This window comes from Streptomyces venezuelae (assembly GCF_008642275.1).
Lineage (GTDB): Bacteria > Actinomycetota > Actinomycetes > Streptomycetales > Streptomycetaceae > Streptomyces > Streptomyces venezuelae_E.
On sequence record NZ_CP029189.1, the window covers coordinates 7,529,556 to 7,544,775 of the forward strand.

The 15,220-nt window shown below is 74.4% G+C and carries 18 protein-coding genes; 7 read left to right on the forward strand and 11 right to left on the reverse strand.

The features are described 5' to 3' along the window. The first annotated feature begins 44 nt into the window (after positions 1-44). Positions 45-905: an alpha/beta fold hydrolase gene (locus tag DEJ51_RS33355; RefSeq protein ID WP_150261342.1), complete on the forward strand. Its 861-nt coding sequence runs from the start codon at positions 45-47 to the stop codon at positions 903-905. 33 nt (positions 906-938) lie between these two features. Here the strand turns inward: DEJ51_RS33355 and DEJ51_RS33360 are convergent, their stop codons facing one another. Continuing rightward, complete coding sequence (locus DEJ51_RS33360) at positions 939-1,421, reverse strand: HAD domain-containing protein (protein WP_150261343.1); 483 nt, start codon at positions 1,419-1,421, stop codon at positions 939-941. 83 nt (positions 1,422-1,504) lie between these two features. Between DEJ51_RS33360 and DEJ51_RS35440 the strand changes: the two genes are divergently transcribed. Then, positions 1,505-1,804, forward strand: coding sequence for an MOSC N-terminal beta barrel domain-containing protein (locus tag DEJ51_RS35440; protein WP_223836253.1), 300 nt, complete (start codon positions 1,505-1,507; stop codon positions 1,802-1,804). Next, entirely contained in the window at positions 1,761-2,210 is a 450-nt protein-coding gene (locus tag DEJ51_RS35445) for an MOSC domain-containing protein (RefSeq protein WP_223836092.1), read from the forward strand. The genes DEJ51_RS35440 and DEJ51_RS35445 overlap by 44 nt, the downstream gene beginning before the upstream one ends. 84 nt (positions 2,211-2,294) lie before the next feature. Here DEJ51_RS35445 and DEJ51_RS33370 read toward each other — a convergent pair whose 3' ends face one another. Continuing rightward, positions 2,295-2,801: an RICIN domain-containing protein gene (locus DEJ51_RS33370; RefSeq protein ID WP_190620832.1), complete on the reverse strand. Its 507-nt coding sequence runs from the start codon at positions 2,799-2,801 to the stop codon at positions 2,295-2,297. A gap of 223 nt (positions 2,802-3,024) precedes the next feature. Here DEJ51_RS33370 and DEJ51_RS33375 point away from each other — a divergent pair, with 223 nt between their 5' ends. Then, on the forward strand, positions 3,025-3,732 hold the full coding sequence (locus DEJ51_RS33375; RefSeq protein ID WP_150261345.1) for a hypothetical protein: 708 nt from the start codon (positions 3,025-3,027) through the stop codon (positions 3,730-3,732). On the opposite strand, the gene DEJ51_RS33380 is transcribed toward DEJ51_RS33375, so the two are convergent. Beyond that, positions 3,716-5,347 (reverse strand): carboxylesterase/lipase family protein, encoded by a 1,632-nt coding sequence (locus DEJ51_RS33380; protein ID WP_223836093.1) that lies wholly within the window; start codon positions 5,345-5,347, stop codon positions 3,716-3,718. The two genes, DEJ51_RS33375 and DEJ51_RS33380, sit on opposite strands and share 17 nt — an antisense overlap. Positions 5,348-5,515: 168 nt before the next feature. On the opposite strand from DEJ51_RS33380, the gene DEJ51_RS33385 reads away from it, so the two are divergent. Continuing rightward, complete coding sequence (locus DEJ51_RS33385) at positions 5,516-6,529, forward strand: hypothetical protein (protein ID WP_150261346.1); 1,014 nt, start codon at positions 5,516-5,518, stop codon at positions 6,527-6,529. Between the two features lie 121 nt (positions 6,530-6,650). Here DEJ51_RS33385 and DEJ51_RS33390 read toward each other — a convergent pair whose 3' ends face one another. From DEJ51_RS33390 to DEJ51_RS33400, 3 genes are read right to left on the reverse strand one after another with little or no spacing between them, the layout of a single operon-like run. Continuing rightward, positions 6,651-7,676: an NAD(P)/FAD-dependent oxidoreductase gene (locus tag DEJ51_RS33390; RefSeq protein ID WP_150261347.1), complete on the reverse strand. Its 1,026-nt coding sequence runs from the start codon at positions 7,674-7,676 to the stop codon at positions 6,651-6,653. Continuing rightward, entirely contained in the window at positions 7,673-8,263 is a 591-nt protein-coding gene (locus DEJ51_RS33395) for an isoprenylcysteine carboxyl methyltransferase family protein (protein WP_150261348.1), read from the reverse strand. Before DEJ51_RS33395 ends, DEJ51_RS33390 begins: the two co-directional genes overlap by 4 nt. 5 nt (positions 8,264-8,268) lie before the next feature. Further along, complete coding sequence (locus DEJ51_RS33400) at positions 8,269-9,330, reverse strand: type III polyketide synthase (RefSeq protein WP_150261349.1); 1,062 nt, start codon at positions 9,328-9,330, stop codon at positions 8,269-8,271. 76 nt (positions 9,331-9,406) lie between these two features. Between DEJ51_RS33400 and DEJ51_RS33405 the strand changes: the two genes are divergently transcribed. Next, on the forward strand, positions 9,407-10,297 hold the full coding sequence (locus DEJ51_RS33405) for a UbiA family prenyltransferase (RefSeq protein WP_223836094.1): 891 nt from the start codon (positions 9,407-9,409) through the stop codon (positions 10,295-10,297). A 15-nt stretch (positions 10,298-10,312) separates the two neighbouring features. Here the strand turns inward: DEJ51_RS33405 and DEJ51_RS33410 are convergent, their stop codons facing one another. From DEJ51_RS33410 to DEJ51_RS33430, 5 genes are all read right to left on the reverse strand, one after another. Then, the gene (locus DEJ51_RS33410) at positions 10,313-11,392 is read right to left on the reverse strand and encodes a sensor histidine kinase (protein WP_150261350.1); all 1,080 of its coding nucleotides are present in this window, start codon (positions 11,390-11,392) and stop codon (positions 10,313-10,315) included. Beyond that, positions 11,385-12,128: a response regulator transcription factor gene (locus tag DEJ51_RS33415; RefSeq protein ID WP_223836095.1), complete on the reverse strand. Its 744-nt coding sequence runs from the start codon at positions 12,126-12,128 to the stop codon at positions 11,385-11,387. Before DEJ51_RS33415 ends, DEJ51_RS33410 begins: the two co-directional genes overlap by 8 nt. A 59-nt stretch (positions 12,129-12,187) precedes the next feature. Further along, positions 12,188-12,913 carry a VanZ family protein gene (locus DEJ51_RS33420; protein WP_150261351.1) on the reverse strand — a complete coding sequence of 242 codons (726 nt, stop codon included), beginning with the start codon at positions 12,911-12,913 and terminating at the stop codon, positions 12,188-12,190. Between the two features lie 125 nt (positions 12,914-13,038). Next, on the reverse strand, positions 13,039-14,073 hold the full coding sequence (locus DEJ51_RS33425) for a PHP domain-containing protein (RefSeq protein ID WP_150261352.1): 1,035 nt from the start codon (positions 14,071-14,073) through the stop codon (positions 13,039-13,041). Positions 14,074-14,149: 76 nt separating this feature from the next. Next, on the reverse strand, positions 14,150-14,635 hold the full coding sequence (locus DEJ51_RS33430; protein ID WP_150261353.1) for a MarR family winged helix-turn-helix transcriptional regulator: 486 nt from the start codon (positions 14,633-14,635) through the stop codon (positions 14,150-14,152). A 128-nt stretch (positions 14,636-14,763) separates the two neighbouring features. Between DEJ51_RS33430 and DEJ51_RS33435 the strand changes: the two genes are divergently transcribed. After that, entirely contained in the window at positions 14,764-15,174 is a 411-nt protein-coding gene (locus DEJ51_RS33435; protein ID WP_109779506.1) for an organic hydroperoxide resistance protein, read from the forward strand. Positions 15,175-15,220 lie beyond the last annotated feature (46 nt).

Here is a 15,220-nt window from a genome sequence, read left to right on the forward strand (position 1 = left end):
TCAGCCGGAGATGCCGATGACACACCGCCAAGGGGGACCCCGCCATGTCCGAGACCGCCGCTTCCGCCACCGCCGTCACCCGCACCCTCGCCGTCCCGGGAGCCACCTTGTACTTCCGGGTGGAGGGCCGCGGCCCCGTCCTCCTCCTCGCCCAGAGCGGCGAGGGCGACGCGGACCGCACGGTCGACCTCGTCCCGCACCTGACCGACACCTTCACCGTCGTCACCTACGACCGCCGCGGCCTGTCGCGCAGCACCCTCCACGACCCCGCCGGGCCCGTCACCATGGCCCAGCACGCGGACGACGTCGCCCGGCTGCTCGCCGAGGTCACCGACGGGCCGGCGCTGATGGCCGGATTCAGCATGGGCGCCGCGATCGGACTCCAGGCCGTGGCCCGCCACCCCGGCCTGCTGGACACCCTGATCGCGCACGAGCCCGTGATGCCGAACCTGCTGCCCGAGGCCGACCGCGCCGAGCACCTCGCGGAGCTGAAGGCCATCCAGGACGTCCACGCGGCCGATGGCCTGGCGGCGGCCTTCCCGGCGATCGCCCGGCACCTCGGCATCGACCCGTCGCACGACGAGACGGAGGACGGCCTCACCCCGCAGCCGCTGACCCCGCGCCGGCGGGCCAACTTCGGGCACTTCATCGCGACGGAGTTCACGGCCGTCACCACGGACGCCCTGGACCCGGCGGCGCCGGTACGGGCCGCGGCGCGAGCCGGCACCAGGATCGTCGCGGCGACCGGGCGGACGACCCGCCCGACGGTCCACACCTACCGCTGCGCGCTGGCGCTGGCGGCGCGACTGGGCGCGGAGCCGGTCGCGTTCCCCGGCGGCCACAACGGGAACACCGCGTTCCCCCGGGCGACGGCGCAGACGCTGAAGACCCTCCTCGCCCGGTGACCGTCCGTCCCGGCACCAGCGGAGCCCGGCCGCCTACCCGATGCGCAACCAGGTCCGCAGCACCCCCAGATCGACCCCGGTCAGCCCCCGTCCCGCATCGACCCGGTGCAGGAGCGCCCGGCCGGGGTGGTGCGCGGCCACATGGGCCCGGTCGGCCTCGGTGATCTCGTCGTCGACCCAGATGAAGGGCCGGCCGGCGGCGTGCTCCACGAGCGCGGGGGTCTTCCAGTGGATCCCGCCCCGACCGTCCTCCTCGGAGGGTTCCGGCCAGACCACCACGGGCAGCTCCGGCAGGCCGAGCCGGGGCGCGACGCACTCGTTGGCCTCCGCCATCCAGGTCGTGGCCCACACCAGCTCGCACGGCAGCGCCGCCAGCAGGGGACCGAGCGTCGGATCGATCCGGGCGAGCAAGGGATGGGGCGAGCCGTCGCCGGGCGGGTACGGGCCCGCCCCGAAGGGGATGAGCGGCCCGTCGACGTCCAGGTAGAGCAGCACGGGAGTGGTGGAACCGGTCATGCGGCCACCGTAGTCCTCCCGGGCACAAGTGATGATCTTGGAGTGCGGGTGGCGGTACGGCTGCCAGGACGGTGGGGGAGTACGTGGGCGTCATCGAGCGGTTGTGGCGGTATCCGGTCAAGTCGACCGGCGGTGAACGGCTGCAACGTGTGGAAGTCGACGAGCGGGGCCTGGCGGGCGACCGGCTGTTCGCGGTGCGCGACGCGGACGGCAGGTTCGGCTCGGGCAAGAACACCCGGCGCTTCCGGCGGATGGACGGCCTGCTCCACCTGAGCTCCCGCTACCCGCAGTGCCCCGGAGCCGGGTCCGCCGGAACTGCTCGACCCGCACGGGAAGGTGGTGGCGGACCCCACGGACTACCTGCGCGGCTACCTCGGACGTGACGACGTGGAGCTCGCCCGCGAGGGGGAGGTCTCGCACTTCGACCAGCTGCCGCTCAGCGTCCTCACGACGGCCACCCTCGACTGGATCCGTGGCGAGGTGCCCGGTGTACCAGTGGACGAGCGCCGGTTCCGCCCGAACATCCTCGTGCGGACCCCGCCCGGTACCCCACCCTTCGTCGAGGACGAATGGATCGGGCGCGAGGCCGTCGTGGGCGACACCCTCCGCATCGCGTTCCTGCGCTCCAGCGAGCGGTGCGTGACGACCAACCAGGCCCAGCAGGACCTGCCGCACTCCCCGCTGATCCTGCGGACGATCGCCAGGGCGCACGCCAACCGGCTCGACGCGCTCGCGAGGATCGTCACCCCGGGCACGGCCCGGATCGGAGACCGCGTCGTGCTCGCCTGAGCGAGCCGCCGCGCGCGCCCCCACGCCCCGGCCGGAGGGCCGTACGATCCTCCGGCCGGGGGCGCGCCGGGCACGGCCCGGTCGTTACCGGGCGGGGAACAGGCGGAAGCGCGAGTTGGAGCCGTTGTCGGAGCACGGCGCGAGACGCATGACGTCGCCCACGTTCTGGCCGGTCATGGTCGAGCAGTTCTTCGACGCCGCCTTCGGCTGGAACTGGTAGTAGTTGCCGAAGTCGACACCGACGATGTTGAAGGCGCTGTCGTTGCTGTCGCACTTGTAGAGCTTGATCTCGGCACCGGCCGCACCGCCGCTGGTCCAGTTGTTCAGACAGAACTGCGGCCACGCGGCGCTCTGGATCTTGAAGTAGTGGGCGCCGGCGTCGACCCGGTTCCACTTCTGGGCGTTGGTGCCGTTGCACCACCACTGCTGCACGACCTGCCCGTTGTAAGGGTTGCTCTGCGGGATGTCGAGGCAGAGACCGTCCGAGATGTTGATCGTGATGTCGTTCTGGGTGACGGCCTGGGCCGGGGCGGCGACCAGGACCGTACCGAGGGCGGCGGCGGCCAGCGTGGCCATGGCGGCAGTGCGCATGCGCATGAGGATTCCCGAGGATGTGTCGATGGCGGAGGACGAGCCCGACCGGGCCGGACGGCGTCAGGAGTGAACGTAGCCAGCGCATGGGCCACTTTCCCGTCCCAGAGCCTCGTGGGACGTCCCGAGACGGCGTGTGCCGGGCCGATGTGGGACGGCTCGCGACCCCGGGGTGGAACCCGGGCCGCCACGATCGCCTCTTGCTGGCCAAAGGGGGATGGCCATGACGAAGACAGCGGTGTCCGTGACCGGGCGACTGGTGGTGGCGGGGCTCCTGTGCGCCGCCCTGGCGGCGTGCGGGACCGCACGGCCGGGACAGGCGGCACCGCCCGCGGGCGTGCCCACGCTCGCCCCGGCGGAATGCGACCTCGACGTGCCGACGGACCAGGAGACGGGCGGGTATGCGGGTCCGCCGACGGATCAGGAGACGGGCGGGTACGCGGGTCCGCCCACGGATCAGGAGACGGGCGGGTACGCGGGTCCGCCCACGGATCAGGAGACGGGCGGGTACGCGGGTCCGCCCACGGATCAGGAGACGGGCGGGTACGCGGGTCCGCCCACGGATCAGGAGACGGGCGGGTACGCGGGTCCGCCCACCGACGGCGCGATGACCGACGGCGGCGGCCCCTGCGGCCCGGCGGACTGGTTCGACATGACCCGCGACTTCACCGCCTACTACGAGAAGCACGCGGCCGACGACGGGTACGAGGGCTCCGAGGTGCTCCAGGAGGTCCGCGTACGCAAGGTCCGCACGGTCGGCGAGGCGAGGATCACCTTCACCACCAGGGAGGTGGGCAAGGGCCGCGGCGACGACGCCCGCGCGATCGCGAAGGTGTTCGCCGCCTGGCGGCACGAGGTCTACGGGGACACGGGCACCGTCACGCTCCAGACCCCCACGGGCCCGCGGCTGTACGTCACCGAGTCCTGGTGACCCCGGGCCACCGCGCGTCCCAGAGCGCGCAGTGGTGCTCCGCCCGGGCGTCCACCGTACGGATCCCGCCCGCCCCGGGCGCCAGCGACAGCACCGAGGCCGACGTCGTCCGGTCGCTCGGCCACGGCGGCGCTCCCGGCGTCGCCGGAACGCCCGTGCGGGCGAAACCCGTCCAGTAGCCGGTCATCCGGTCCGCGAGCTCCCGCTGCGGTCCGGTCAGCGGCACGATCGTGAACAGGTACGGCAGTTCGAAGCCGTGGCTCGCCCCGTACGGCAGGTCCGGCGGCTCCGGCAGACCCGTGAAGTCGGGCGCGCCCCGGTCGTCGAACCGGTACGCGTACACCGGCACGTGCCGGGCCAGCGCCGCGCCGTCCCGCAGCGTCGGGCAGGCGAACGACGCGTCGGTCAGCACGGTGGCCCACGCCACCGCCGGGGTCGCGAAGGCGGACAGCGGATACGCGTCCTCCACCGCGCGGGCGGTCGGCGCGTCGAAGGACAGCCGCATCCTGGCCCGGTACGCCGCCTCGTCGGGGATCGGATACGCCGCCAGGGTCTGTGCGAGCAAGAGCCGTACCTCGTCCCGGGTGGTGCCCTGGACGACCGGCACCCGGTGGAACCGGCCGCTCTCCAGCGCACGCCGGGGCTCCACGGGCAGCACACCGTTGCCGTAGGAGACCAGCGAGAAGCGCTGCATCAGTTCGGCGGTCGCCAGGGCGGCGGCGTCCAGCCCGCGCAGGCAGTCCAGCGCCCCGCCGGGCCGGTCGCAGCCGAGCCGGGCCGCCGCCAGAGCGCCGTCCGCGACCGTGCGCCGCTCCGGCACGAAGGGCTCGTACGCGCCGAGGCCGGGCAGCAGGGACCGTGGCGGTGCCGTGGTCGAGCACGATCCGCTCTGCACGATCGCCCGGTGGAACAGGCCCGCCGAGGCGGGGGAGGCGAGATGCGCGCAGACGCCGAGAGCCCCCGCCGATTCGCCGAAGACGGTGACGTTGTCCGGGTCCGCGCCGAACCGCGCCGCGTTCGCACGCACCCAGCGCAGCGCCGCCCGCTGGTCCGCGAGGGCGAAACCGGGCGCCCCGCCGAGCTCCGGATGGCCGAACAGGCCGAAGACACCCAGCCGGTAGTTCACGGTCACGACCACGACGCCGCCCTGCGTCGCCATCCGGTCGGGCCGGTACGCGTCGCCCGAGCCGCTGAAGAAGCCGCCACCGTGGAACCAGACCATGACGGGCCGCCCCCGGCCCCCGGCGGCAGACCGGCCCGCCGGAGCGGTGACGTTGAGGTACAGGCAGTCCTCCGAGCCGGTCGGCCCGCCCGGCCCGGTCACCGGCAGCTGCACACAGCGCGCACCGGGCGCCCCCGCGTCCCGTACGCCCTCCCAGCGCGGCGCCGGCCCGGGCAGCCGCCAGCGCAGCGGACCGGTCGGGGGAGCGGCGAAGGGGATCCCCTCGAAGGTGGCGTACGCGCCGTGCCCGACTCCCCGTACCGGACCCCGGTCGGTGACCACGACCGGCCGGTCCGGCCCGGGCGCGGTGCCCAGCAGCAGTGACACGACGGGCAGCAGCAGAGCCCGGCGGCGACGGAAACGGTGGCGACGGAAACGGCGGAAGTCGGTCACTGCCGACGCCCTTTCCCCTCGGGCCCGGGGTGGGGACCCCCGTTTGCCCGCCCCGAATGGCGCAGTGAGCGGAAGTGGCACTCAATGTAACAAAGCGTGCGCTTCCCATGACGCACGATGACCGGCGTGCGATTGCGTAGACCCGCGCGTCGGCGAACGGAGCTTTCCATGAATGACCCCATCACCCTCGCGGCGAAACAGCACGAAGAGCGCCACGGGATCCCCGACCCCATAGCGTCGGCAGAGCCGCCGACCGGGCCGACCGGGCCGACCGCAGCGTCGGACGAGCCGGCCACGCCGACCATGCGGACCTTGCTGGAGACGGCGGCCACCTGCCGACCGGTCGAGGAGGTCACCGCACTCGTGAGCCTCCTCAAGGAGGGCGGCCCGCTCCCCGACGCCGGACACGACGCGCTGCGCACGGCCGCCGTGACCCGGCCGGTGCAGGACGTGCGACGGATGGTCGCCCTCCTGGGCGAGTCGCCGCAGGAGGTCGCCGAAGCGGACCTCACGCTGCGCGCCGCCGCCGTCGGACGTTCCATCGAGGACGTCGCCCTGCTGGTGACCATCCTCGGCAAGGAGGACGCCGCCGAGGCGGAGCGCCGCGGGCACGCGGGGCCCGCCGGCCCGGCCGGCCCGCACGCCGCCCCGACCGACCCGCCCCCGGAGCCCCAGGCGCAACCCGACGACGCGAAGTACCCGGAGCCGTACCGGCCGCGGCACCCGGAGCTGTACGACGCCCCGTACCGGGAGCCGTCCCGGCGCACGGCTCCCGTGGTCCGGCCTCCGGCGCCGCGCGACCGGGCGCTGCGGCGCGTCCTGCGCTGGCCCGTGGCGGTCGCCCTGCTGGTCAGCGGGGCCCTGCACCTGCCGAGCGACCTGACGGCCCTGCAGTTCGCGACTCCCGTCGACTGCCTGCCCCTCGTCGTCACCGTGCTCTGCCTGGTGAGCGGTGCGCTGGTGGCGCTGCGGGACACCACGGCCGTGTGGCGGGCGGGCGCGGCCACCGCTGTCGGAGTGGTCGCCCTGCACGTGCTGGGCGGGTCGCTGCGGTACGACCCGCTGGCGGGCGCGGTGGGCGGCACCCTGGCCGGAGCCGGTGTCGCCGTCGTGCTGTGCGCGGCGGTCGGCGCGGTCCTCGCCGGCCTGGCGCTGAGGAACCGCCGGGAGCCCTCGGCCTGACCGGCCGCGGACTCCACCGGAGCGGCACCCCGCGCCCGTGCGCGGGGTGCCGCTCCGTTCCCGGCCGTTCGCCGTCGGCCCACCCGGCTCGCTCGGCCTGCTCGGCTCGGACGGGGACCGGTCACGCGAGCAGGTTCACCGCCCCGCTGAACACGCGGGGGAGCCGGGCGGCCAGCGGGACGATCCGCGGTGCGAGCAGGGGCTGGTGACGGGCCCACAGCAGGGACGCCGTGAGCGCCCGGTAGCTGCGCGACAGGTCCCGCCAGGCCTGCTCGTAGGCCCCCGGACGCCCCGCCCGGACGCACCGCACCAGCTCGCCCGCCGCCGTCACGGCCAGGGTCAGTCCCTCACCGGTCAGCGCGTCCACGTACCCGGCCGCGTCCCCGACGAACAGCACGCGCCCCGCCACCCGGACCCGGGCTCCCTGGCGCAGCGGCCCGGCTCCGCGCACCGGCGTGCCCGCAGCCGAGGCCAGGCGTTCCGACAGTTCCGGGAAGCGGGCCAGCTGTACGTCGAACGGGGCCTGGTCGCAGGTCAGGACGGCCACGCCGATCCGGTCGGGCGCGATCGGGGTGACGTAGGCCTCGCACCGCGCCGACCAGTGCACCTCGACGAGATCGCTCCACGGCGGGGCGGCGTAGTGGCGGCGCAGCCCGTAGCGGGCCGGGCGGCGGGGCGTGGGCGGGGCCGACAGGCCGAGCCCGCGCCGGACGGGCGAGTGCAGGCCGTCCGCCGCGACCAGGTAGCGGGCGGTGAACCCGGCCGCCCTGACCCGGTCGACGTCCTGGCACACCTGGCCGACGCGCCCGGGGAGGACCCGTACGCCGAGCTGCGCGGCCCGTTCGGCCAGCGCGGCCTGCAGGTCCGTGCGCCGTGCGCCGAGCCCCGGGCCCGACCGGAAGAGCCCCTCGGCGCGGCGGCCGCCCACTGCGTCGACGTAGCGGATGCCGTGGAACGGCTGCCCGGCCACGGTGACGCCCAGCTCCCGGAGGCGGCGCACGCCTCCTGGCATCAGGCCCTCCCCGCAGGCCTTGTCGATGGGGGTGGGCCTCGGCTCCACGACGACGACCTCCAGGCCGGCGAGCGCGCCGTGGATGGCGGTGGCCAGTCCGGCCGGGCCGCCGCCCGCGATCAGCAGGTCGATCACGAGGCAGCTCCGGCCGAGGGGACGGAGGCGGGCGCCCGCAGCCGGCCGCCGTCGGTCAGGGCGGCGTCCTCGCAGCCGATCCGTACCCGCAGCAGCAGCAGGTTGAGCACGGTGAAGCCGAGCGCCGTCATCCACGCGGTGTGCACCAGGGGCAGTGCGACGCCTTCGGCCACCACCGCGACGTAGTTGGGGTGGCGCAGCAGCCGGTACGGCCCCGCCTCCACCAGGGGCAGTCCGGGTACGACGAGCACACGGGTGTTCCAGCGCTTCCCGAGGGTGGCGATGCACCACCAGCGAAGGCCCTGGGCGGCGACCGCGACGGCGAGGGCCGACCAGCCGAGCAGGGGGACGAACGGCCGCCCGGCCGCCCAGGGTTCCACCACGCAGCCGACGAGCAGCGCGCCGTGCAGGGCGACCATCGCCGGGTAGTGGCCGCGGCCGTATTCGCGGCCGCCGCGGGCCAGGCTCCAGGCGGTGTGGCGGCGGGCGGTGACCAGCTCGGCGAGCCGCTCGGCGGCGACCAGACCGATGAGCAACAGGTACGGGGTCAGAGAGGCGGGAGCGTTCAGGGCGGGGATCGAGATCATCGGGGTCACCAGCGCAGGAGGACGAGTTCGGACGCGAAGCCGGGACCGAAGGCGAGCATCAGCCCGACCGATCCGGGCGGGGGCGGTCCCGCGCTCTGGACACCGTCCAGGATGTGCAGGACCGAGGCGGAGGAGAGGTTGCCCACGGCCGCCAGCGAGCGCCGGCTCGCCGCGAAGGCCGACTCCGGCAGCGAGAGGGCGTCCGAGAGCGTGTCGAGGATCTTCGGTCCGCCGGGATGGCAGATCCACGCGCCGACGTCCGCGGGCTTCAGGTCGTGTGCGGCGAGGAAGGACTCGACCTCCTCGGCCACGTGCAGCCGGACCAGGTCCGGGAGTTCGCGGCCCAGGACCATGCGCATCCCCCAGTGGCCGATGTCCCAGCCGAGGAGGTGCTCGGTGCCCGGGTACAGGCGGCTGCGGGCGGCCACCACCTCGGGTCCGGCGCCGGTGGCGTGCAGGGGATGGTCGCGGCCCACCGCCACCAGGGCACCGGCGCCGTCGCCGAACAGGGCCCCGGCCACCAGGTTCGCCATCGAGGCGTCGGTGGACTGGAGGGTGAGCGAGCAGAGCTCGGTGGACAGCAGGAGCGCCGCGTGGCCGGTACGGCCCGTCAGATGGTCGTGGACATGGCCCACTCCGGCGGCCCCTGCCGCGCAGCCGAGGCCGAAGAGCGGTACCCGCCGTACGTCGGGACGCAGCCCCGCCCGGGTGGCGAGGCGGGCCTCCAGCGAGGGCGTCGCTAGCCCGGTCACCGTGGTCGACATGACCAGATCGACCTCCCGGGCCGCCAGGCCCGCGTCGGAGAGGGCCAGTTCGAGGGCCCGGCTGCCGAGCTCCAGGGCCGTCTCGATGAACAGGGCGTTCGTCGTGCCGAAGTCGTTCCCCGGCCCGTACCGCTCCAGCGGCAGCGCGAGATGTCGGCCGTCCACGCGCACCGAGCCGTGTACGCGGCGCAGCAGGGCGGTGTCGGAGCCCGGCGGCAGGAAGCGGGCGAGCGCCTCCGTGATCTCGGACTGGGGGTGGCGATGGGGCGGGAACACGCTGCGCACTGCCAGGACACGTGTCATTCGTTCACCATAGAAAACAACTGACACATCGTAATGAATGAGGCGAACCGGGCGCGGCGCCGCGTAGCGTGTCGCCGTGCCCGCGCGAACCACGCAGACCCGCGAGAACACCGGAGCCGCCGGGAACACGGCGCCCGGTCCGGCCGCCGTGCGCGGTCCGGCCGCCGTGCGCGGTCTGGCCGCCGCGTGCCATCCGCTGCCCGCGGCCGCAGTGACCCTCTTCGCCGCCGCCCTGACCGCCGCCGCGGGACAGGGCCCGGCGCGGGCCGCCGTCACCGTGGGCGCGGTGGCCGCCGGACAGCTCTCGGTGGGCTGGTGCAACGACCGCGCCGACCTGCGGCGCGACCTGGCCACCGGCCGACAGGACAAACCGCTCGTCGCCGGTACGGTCACGGCCGCGGCCGTGACCCGGGCCGCCGCCGTGTCGCTGCTGCTCTGCGTCCCGCTGTCCCTGGCCTGCGGGCTGCTCGCCGGCGCCGTGCACCTCGTCGGCGTGGCGGCCGCCTGGGCCTACAACCTCGGGCTGAAGGGTACGGCCGTCTCCTGGGCCCCGTACGCCCTGGCCTTCGGCCTGCTGCCCGCCTTCGTCACCCTCGGCCTGCCCGGCACCCCTTGGCCACCCCTCTGGCTCACGGCCGCCGCAGCCCTCCTCGGCGCGGGCGCGCACTTCGCCAACGTACTGCCCGACATCGAGGACGACCTGGCCACCGGAGTGACCGGCCTGCCGCAGCGGCTCGGCCGGCGGGTCTCGGCCGCGGTGGCCGGACTGCTCGTCCTCGGCTCGACCGCCGCCCTGGTCGGCGGGCCGCCGGGGCGGGTGACCGCGTACGGCTGGACGCTGCTCGCCGCGACGACGACCGCGCTGTTCCTCGCGGCCCGCCGGCCCGGCGGCACGCTCCCGTTCCGGGCCACGATGGCGGTGGCCGCAGCCGACGTGATCCTGCTGGTCGTCGAACTCCGCCCGTGAGCCGCGGTGCCCGGCCTACGGCGTACCGGGAAGCCGGACCGTGACGAGGAGACCACCGTCAGGGCGGGGGACCAGGTCCAGGGTTCCGCCGTGGGCGCGGACGATGCTGTGCACGATGGCCAGGCCGAGGCCGACGCCGGCGTGCTCGTCGGTGCGTACGCGGTCCGTCCCCCGCCGGAAGGGCTCCGTGAGGGTCGGTACCAGATCCGGTGGGAGACGGGGGCCCGTGTTCTCGATCCGCAGCACACTCGTGCCGCCCCGCGTCTCGGTGTGGACGGTCACGGTCCCGTCGGCGGGCAGGTTGTGCACGACGGCGTTCTGGACGAGGTTCGTCACCATCCGCAGCAGCAGCTCCTCGCAGCCGTCGGTCCGGGCCGCCCCGCCGGTGACTCCGAGCGTGATCCGGCGCCGCTCGGCGAGGGGAAGCAGCGTCTCGGCGGCCTCTTCGGCGAGGAGGGAGAGGTCGACGCCCTCGCGGGTGAAGTCCTCCCGGTCGCCGCGGCTGAGCAGCAGGAGTGCCTCGGTGAGGCCGATCGCCCGCGTGTTGACGGTGTACAGACGCTCGATGAGTTCGTCCCGGTCCCGCGCGGGGTCCTTGCGGGCCACGTCGAGGAGCGTCCGCGAGATCGCCAGCGGGGTGCGCAGTTCGTGGGAGGCGTTCGCGGCGAACCGCTGCTGCTCGGCGACGTGGGACTCCAGCTGTTCGAGCATCGAGTCGAACGCGTCGGAGAGTTCACGGAACTCGTCCTGACGGTCCGTCATGCGGATCCGGTGGGAGAGCGATCCGCTCCCGGCCAGCCGGGCCGCGGCCGTGATCCGGGTGAGTGGCGCGAGCATCCGGCCGGCGAGGATCCAGCCGCCCAGCAGCCCGAACACGAGCAGGAAGGCCAGGCTGGCGGCCGCTGCGGGGGCGAAGGTGCGCACCAGGAGGTAGCGGTTGGGCGCGATCCCGAGCAGACCCCGGGAGTTGTCGGGTACGTAGCGCAGCAGGAACACCCACACCACGGTCAGCAGGAGCGCGCCGGCGACGGCGAGGAACCCGGCATAGCTGAGGGTGAGTTTCAGCCGGGCGCTGAGCCCTGAACGTCTACGCATGCCCGCGGCCGGGCTCGGCGGTGGGCAGGGGGGCGCCGTCACGGGCGCCCGTCCGGGCGTCGGTCCGGGCGTCCGCACGGGCGTCGATCCGGTAGCCGACGCCGGGCACCGTGGCGATGACCCACGGTTCGCCGAGCCGCTTGCGCAGAGCGGAGACGGTGATGCGCACGGCGTTGGTGAGGGGGTCGGCGTTCTCGTCCCAGGCCCGTTCCAGCAGCTCCTCGGCGCTGACCACCCCGCCCTCGGCGGTGACGAGGACCTCCAGTACGGCGAACTGCTTGCGGGTGAGCGCCACGTAGCGCCCGTCGCGGAAGACCTCCCGGCGGAACGGATCGAGCCGCAGCCCCGCGATCTCGCGGACCGGGGGCCGGGCGTGCCCGCGTCTGCGGTCGAGCGCCCTCAGCCGCAGGACGAGCTCCCGCAGCTCGAACGGTTTGGTGAGGTAGTCGTCGGCACCGAGCCCGAACCCGGAGGCCTTGTCGTCCAGCCGGTCGGCCGCGGTGAGCATGAGGATCGGGATGCCGCTGCCGGAGGCGACGATGTGCCGGGCGACCTCGTCCCCGGACGGGCCGGGGATGTCCCGGTCGAGGACGGCGAGGTCGTAGGAGTGGACGGCGAGCAGTTCCAGGGCGATGGCGCCGTCGCCGGCCACGTCGGCGGAGATCGCCTCCAGCCGGAGGCCGTCACGCACGGCCTCGGCCAGGTAGGGCTCGTCCTCGACGATCAGTACACGCATGCCCGAAGCCTAGGCAGCGCACCGTATCGCCGGCGTATGCGGCGACGTGTACCCGCCGCTCAGGCGCCCCGGCCCGCCGCCGCGGCCGCCGGGGCGGGCCGGGGCGGGCCGGACGGTGTTCCCGTCGCGGTGCGCCACCAGCGGCGCGACGCGAGCCCGGCCAGCACGGCGCCGGCGGCGTTGACCAGGACGTCGTCCACGGAGGGCACCCGGTCCAGCCGCAGGACGTACTGTGCGGTCTCGATCAGGACCGAGCAGCCCGCCCCGAGCGCCAGGATCCGCGACGGGGAGGCCAGCGCCGCGAACCGCATCGGCGCGAAGAAGCCCAGCGCCGCCAGGACCAGCAGGTTGCCGGCGATACCGAGCGGCCCCATCGTGACCAGGTCCCGCAGCGGTACCAGGCTCACCCGGGCGGGGACGGTGCCCGCCCCGCCGCCCGGCATCATCGTCATCCACACGAACGGCACCGTCCCGTGGACCATGCCCACCTCGGCGAGCGACAGCCGCCACGCCGACGGGAGCCCGGCGGCGCGCCGACGGCGTGCCAGGACCCACGCCACCAGCAGGGCCAACGGCAGCGAGGCGACGGTCATGAGCACCACACCGTTGAACGTGTCGAGGCAGCCGTGCCACCGGCCGGCCGCGCACGCCGGAGCGGACATCAGGAGCGGCCGCCGCACGACGTAGGCGGCGCCCGCCAGGCCGAGGACCGCCAGCAGCAGGAAGACGCTCGCGCGCGTGCGGCGGGGGGACGCGGGTGCCGGCCGGGGGGTGTCACGGTTCATGCCGGCATTCCATACGGAGGGCCGTTGCGGTGGCGTATCCGCTTCTCGATACGCCCGCGATACACGCGATACCCGCGATACCCGCGATACCCGCGCGATACGCGAGGTCCGTGGCGGCGCGCCCGTCAGGGCGCCTCCCGGGTGCGGGTCCACGTCAGGAGGTCGTCCGCCGACCAGGTGTTGATGACGCGCCCGGCCGGGACCTCGCATTCCACGGCCCTTTCGCAGCCGACGATCTGCCAGTCCAGCTGGCCCGGGGCGTGCGAGTCCGTGTCGATCGCGAAGAAGGTGCCGGCCGCCACGGCGAGGCGCAGCAGCCGCCGGGGCGGGTCCAGCCGCTCGGGCCGGCTGTTGATCTCCACGGCGGTACCGCTCTCCGTGCAGGCCGCGAAGACCGCCTCGGCGTCGAACTGTGACTCCGGCCGCGTCCGGCCGGTGACCAGCCGGCCCGTGCAGTGGCCGAGGACGTCCGTCAGGGGGTTGCGTACGGCCGCCAGCAGGCGCCGGGTCATGGCCGGCGCGTCCATCCGCAGCTTCGAGTGCACGGAGGCGACCACCAGGTCGAGCTGCTCCAGCAGCTCCGGCTCCTGGTCCAGGGACCCGTCGTCGAGGATGTCGCACTCGATCCCGGTGAGCAGCCGGAAGGGCGCCCAGGCGTCGTTGAGCTCGGCCACCACCCCCAGCTGCTCGCGCAGCCGCTCCGGGGGAAGCCCCCGGGCGACGGTCAGCCGGGGCGAGTGGTCGGTCAGTACGGCCCATTCGTGGCCCAGCGAGGCCGCGGCCCGGCCCATCGCCTCGATCGTGCTGCCGCCGTCGGACCAGTCGGAGTGCACGTGGCAGTCCCCGCGCAGGGCCGCCCGCAGCGCGATGGCGGCGGGCGTGGCCGCAGGGCCGTCGGGGAGCGCGGCGATCTCGTCCTCCAGGGCCTGCAGATAGGCCGGCACCGCCCCGCCGAGCGCCTCCCGCACGACCTGGGCCGTTTTGGGGCCGATTCCCTTCACGGCCTCCAGGGATCCGGCGGCGACCCGCTCGGACACCTCGTGCTCGCCCATCCGCGTGACGGCGGCCGCCGCCGACCGGAAGGCGCGTACCCGGTAGGTGGGAGCCTGTGCGCGCTCCAACAGGAAGGCGATCCGGTCCAGCGCCGCAACCGGGTCCATCGCGCACCTCCTGCCCGCCGCCGCCCCGCCGCCCCGCCGTCCGCCTCCCGGACCCAGTGTCCGGTGCGGGACGCTGCTACGCCTGTTCGGCCTCCCGGGGCACTGCGGCGTCGAGCGCGGCCGTGAGGCGGTTCAGCCGGGCCTGGAGGTCGAGGACCTCGGTGAGCTCGAAGCCGGTGGCGGCCGCGATCCGCCGGGGCACCTCCACCGCGCGCACGCGCAGCGCGGCCCCCTCCTCGGTGAGGTGGGCGTGTACGGAGCGCTCGTCCTCGGTGCTGCGCTCACGGCGGACCAGTCCGGCCGCCTCCAGGCGCTTGAGCAGCGGTGACAGCGTGCCGGAGTCCAGCCGCAGGTGCTGCCCGATCTCCTTGACCGGCATCTCGCCGTGCTCCCAGAGCACCAGCATCACCAGGTACTGGGGGTAGGTGAGCCCCAGGTCCTTGAGGACGACGCGGTAGAGGCCGCCGAAAGCACGGCTCGCCGCGTTCAGCGCGAAGCAGATCTGCCCGTCGAGGCGCAGGAAGTCCTGATCGGGGTGGGTCGCGGTGGGCTGCTCGGTCATGACGCCCAGTGTACCCGGGGTGAACTTGCGAGGCATTGAATTGTGCACAACTGAATTGTGTGCTCTAGTAGTGGAGCGCGGCCGACCACCGGCCGCCACCACGGTTCATTTCTGCGAGAGGACCTCTCATGGACGCGCTCTACACCGCTGTCGCCACCGCCAACGGCCGCGAGGGCCGTACCGTCAGCTCCGACGGTCAGCTCGATCTCGCCCTCGCGATGCCCCCGGCGCTCGGCGGCAACGGGCAGGGCACCAACCCCGAGCAGCTCTTCGCGGCCGGCTACGCGGCCTGCTTCGCCAGCGCGCTCGGTCTGGTCGGCCGCCAGGCCAAGGCCGACACCAGCGAGGTCTCGGTCACCGCGGAGGTCTCCATCGGCAAGGACGGCGCCGGCTTCGGCCTCGCCGTCACCCTGCGCGTCGAGCTCCCGGAGTCCCTGGCCGGCGAGACCGGCGCCCTGCTGGTCAAGCAGGCGCACGAGGTCTGCCCGTACTCCCGCGCCACCCGCGGCAACATCGACGTGGACCTCGTGATCGAGTAAAGATGCCGGACACCTGGCGGGCGGCCACCATGGAAGGACATCTGCT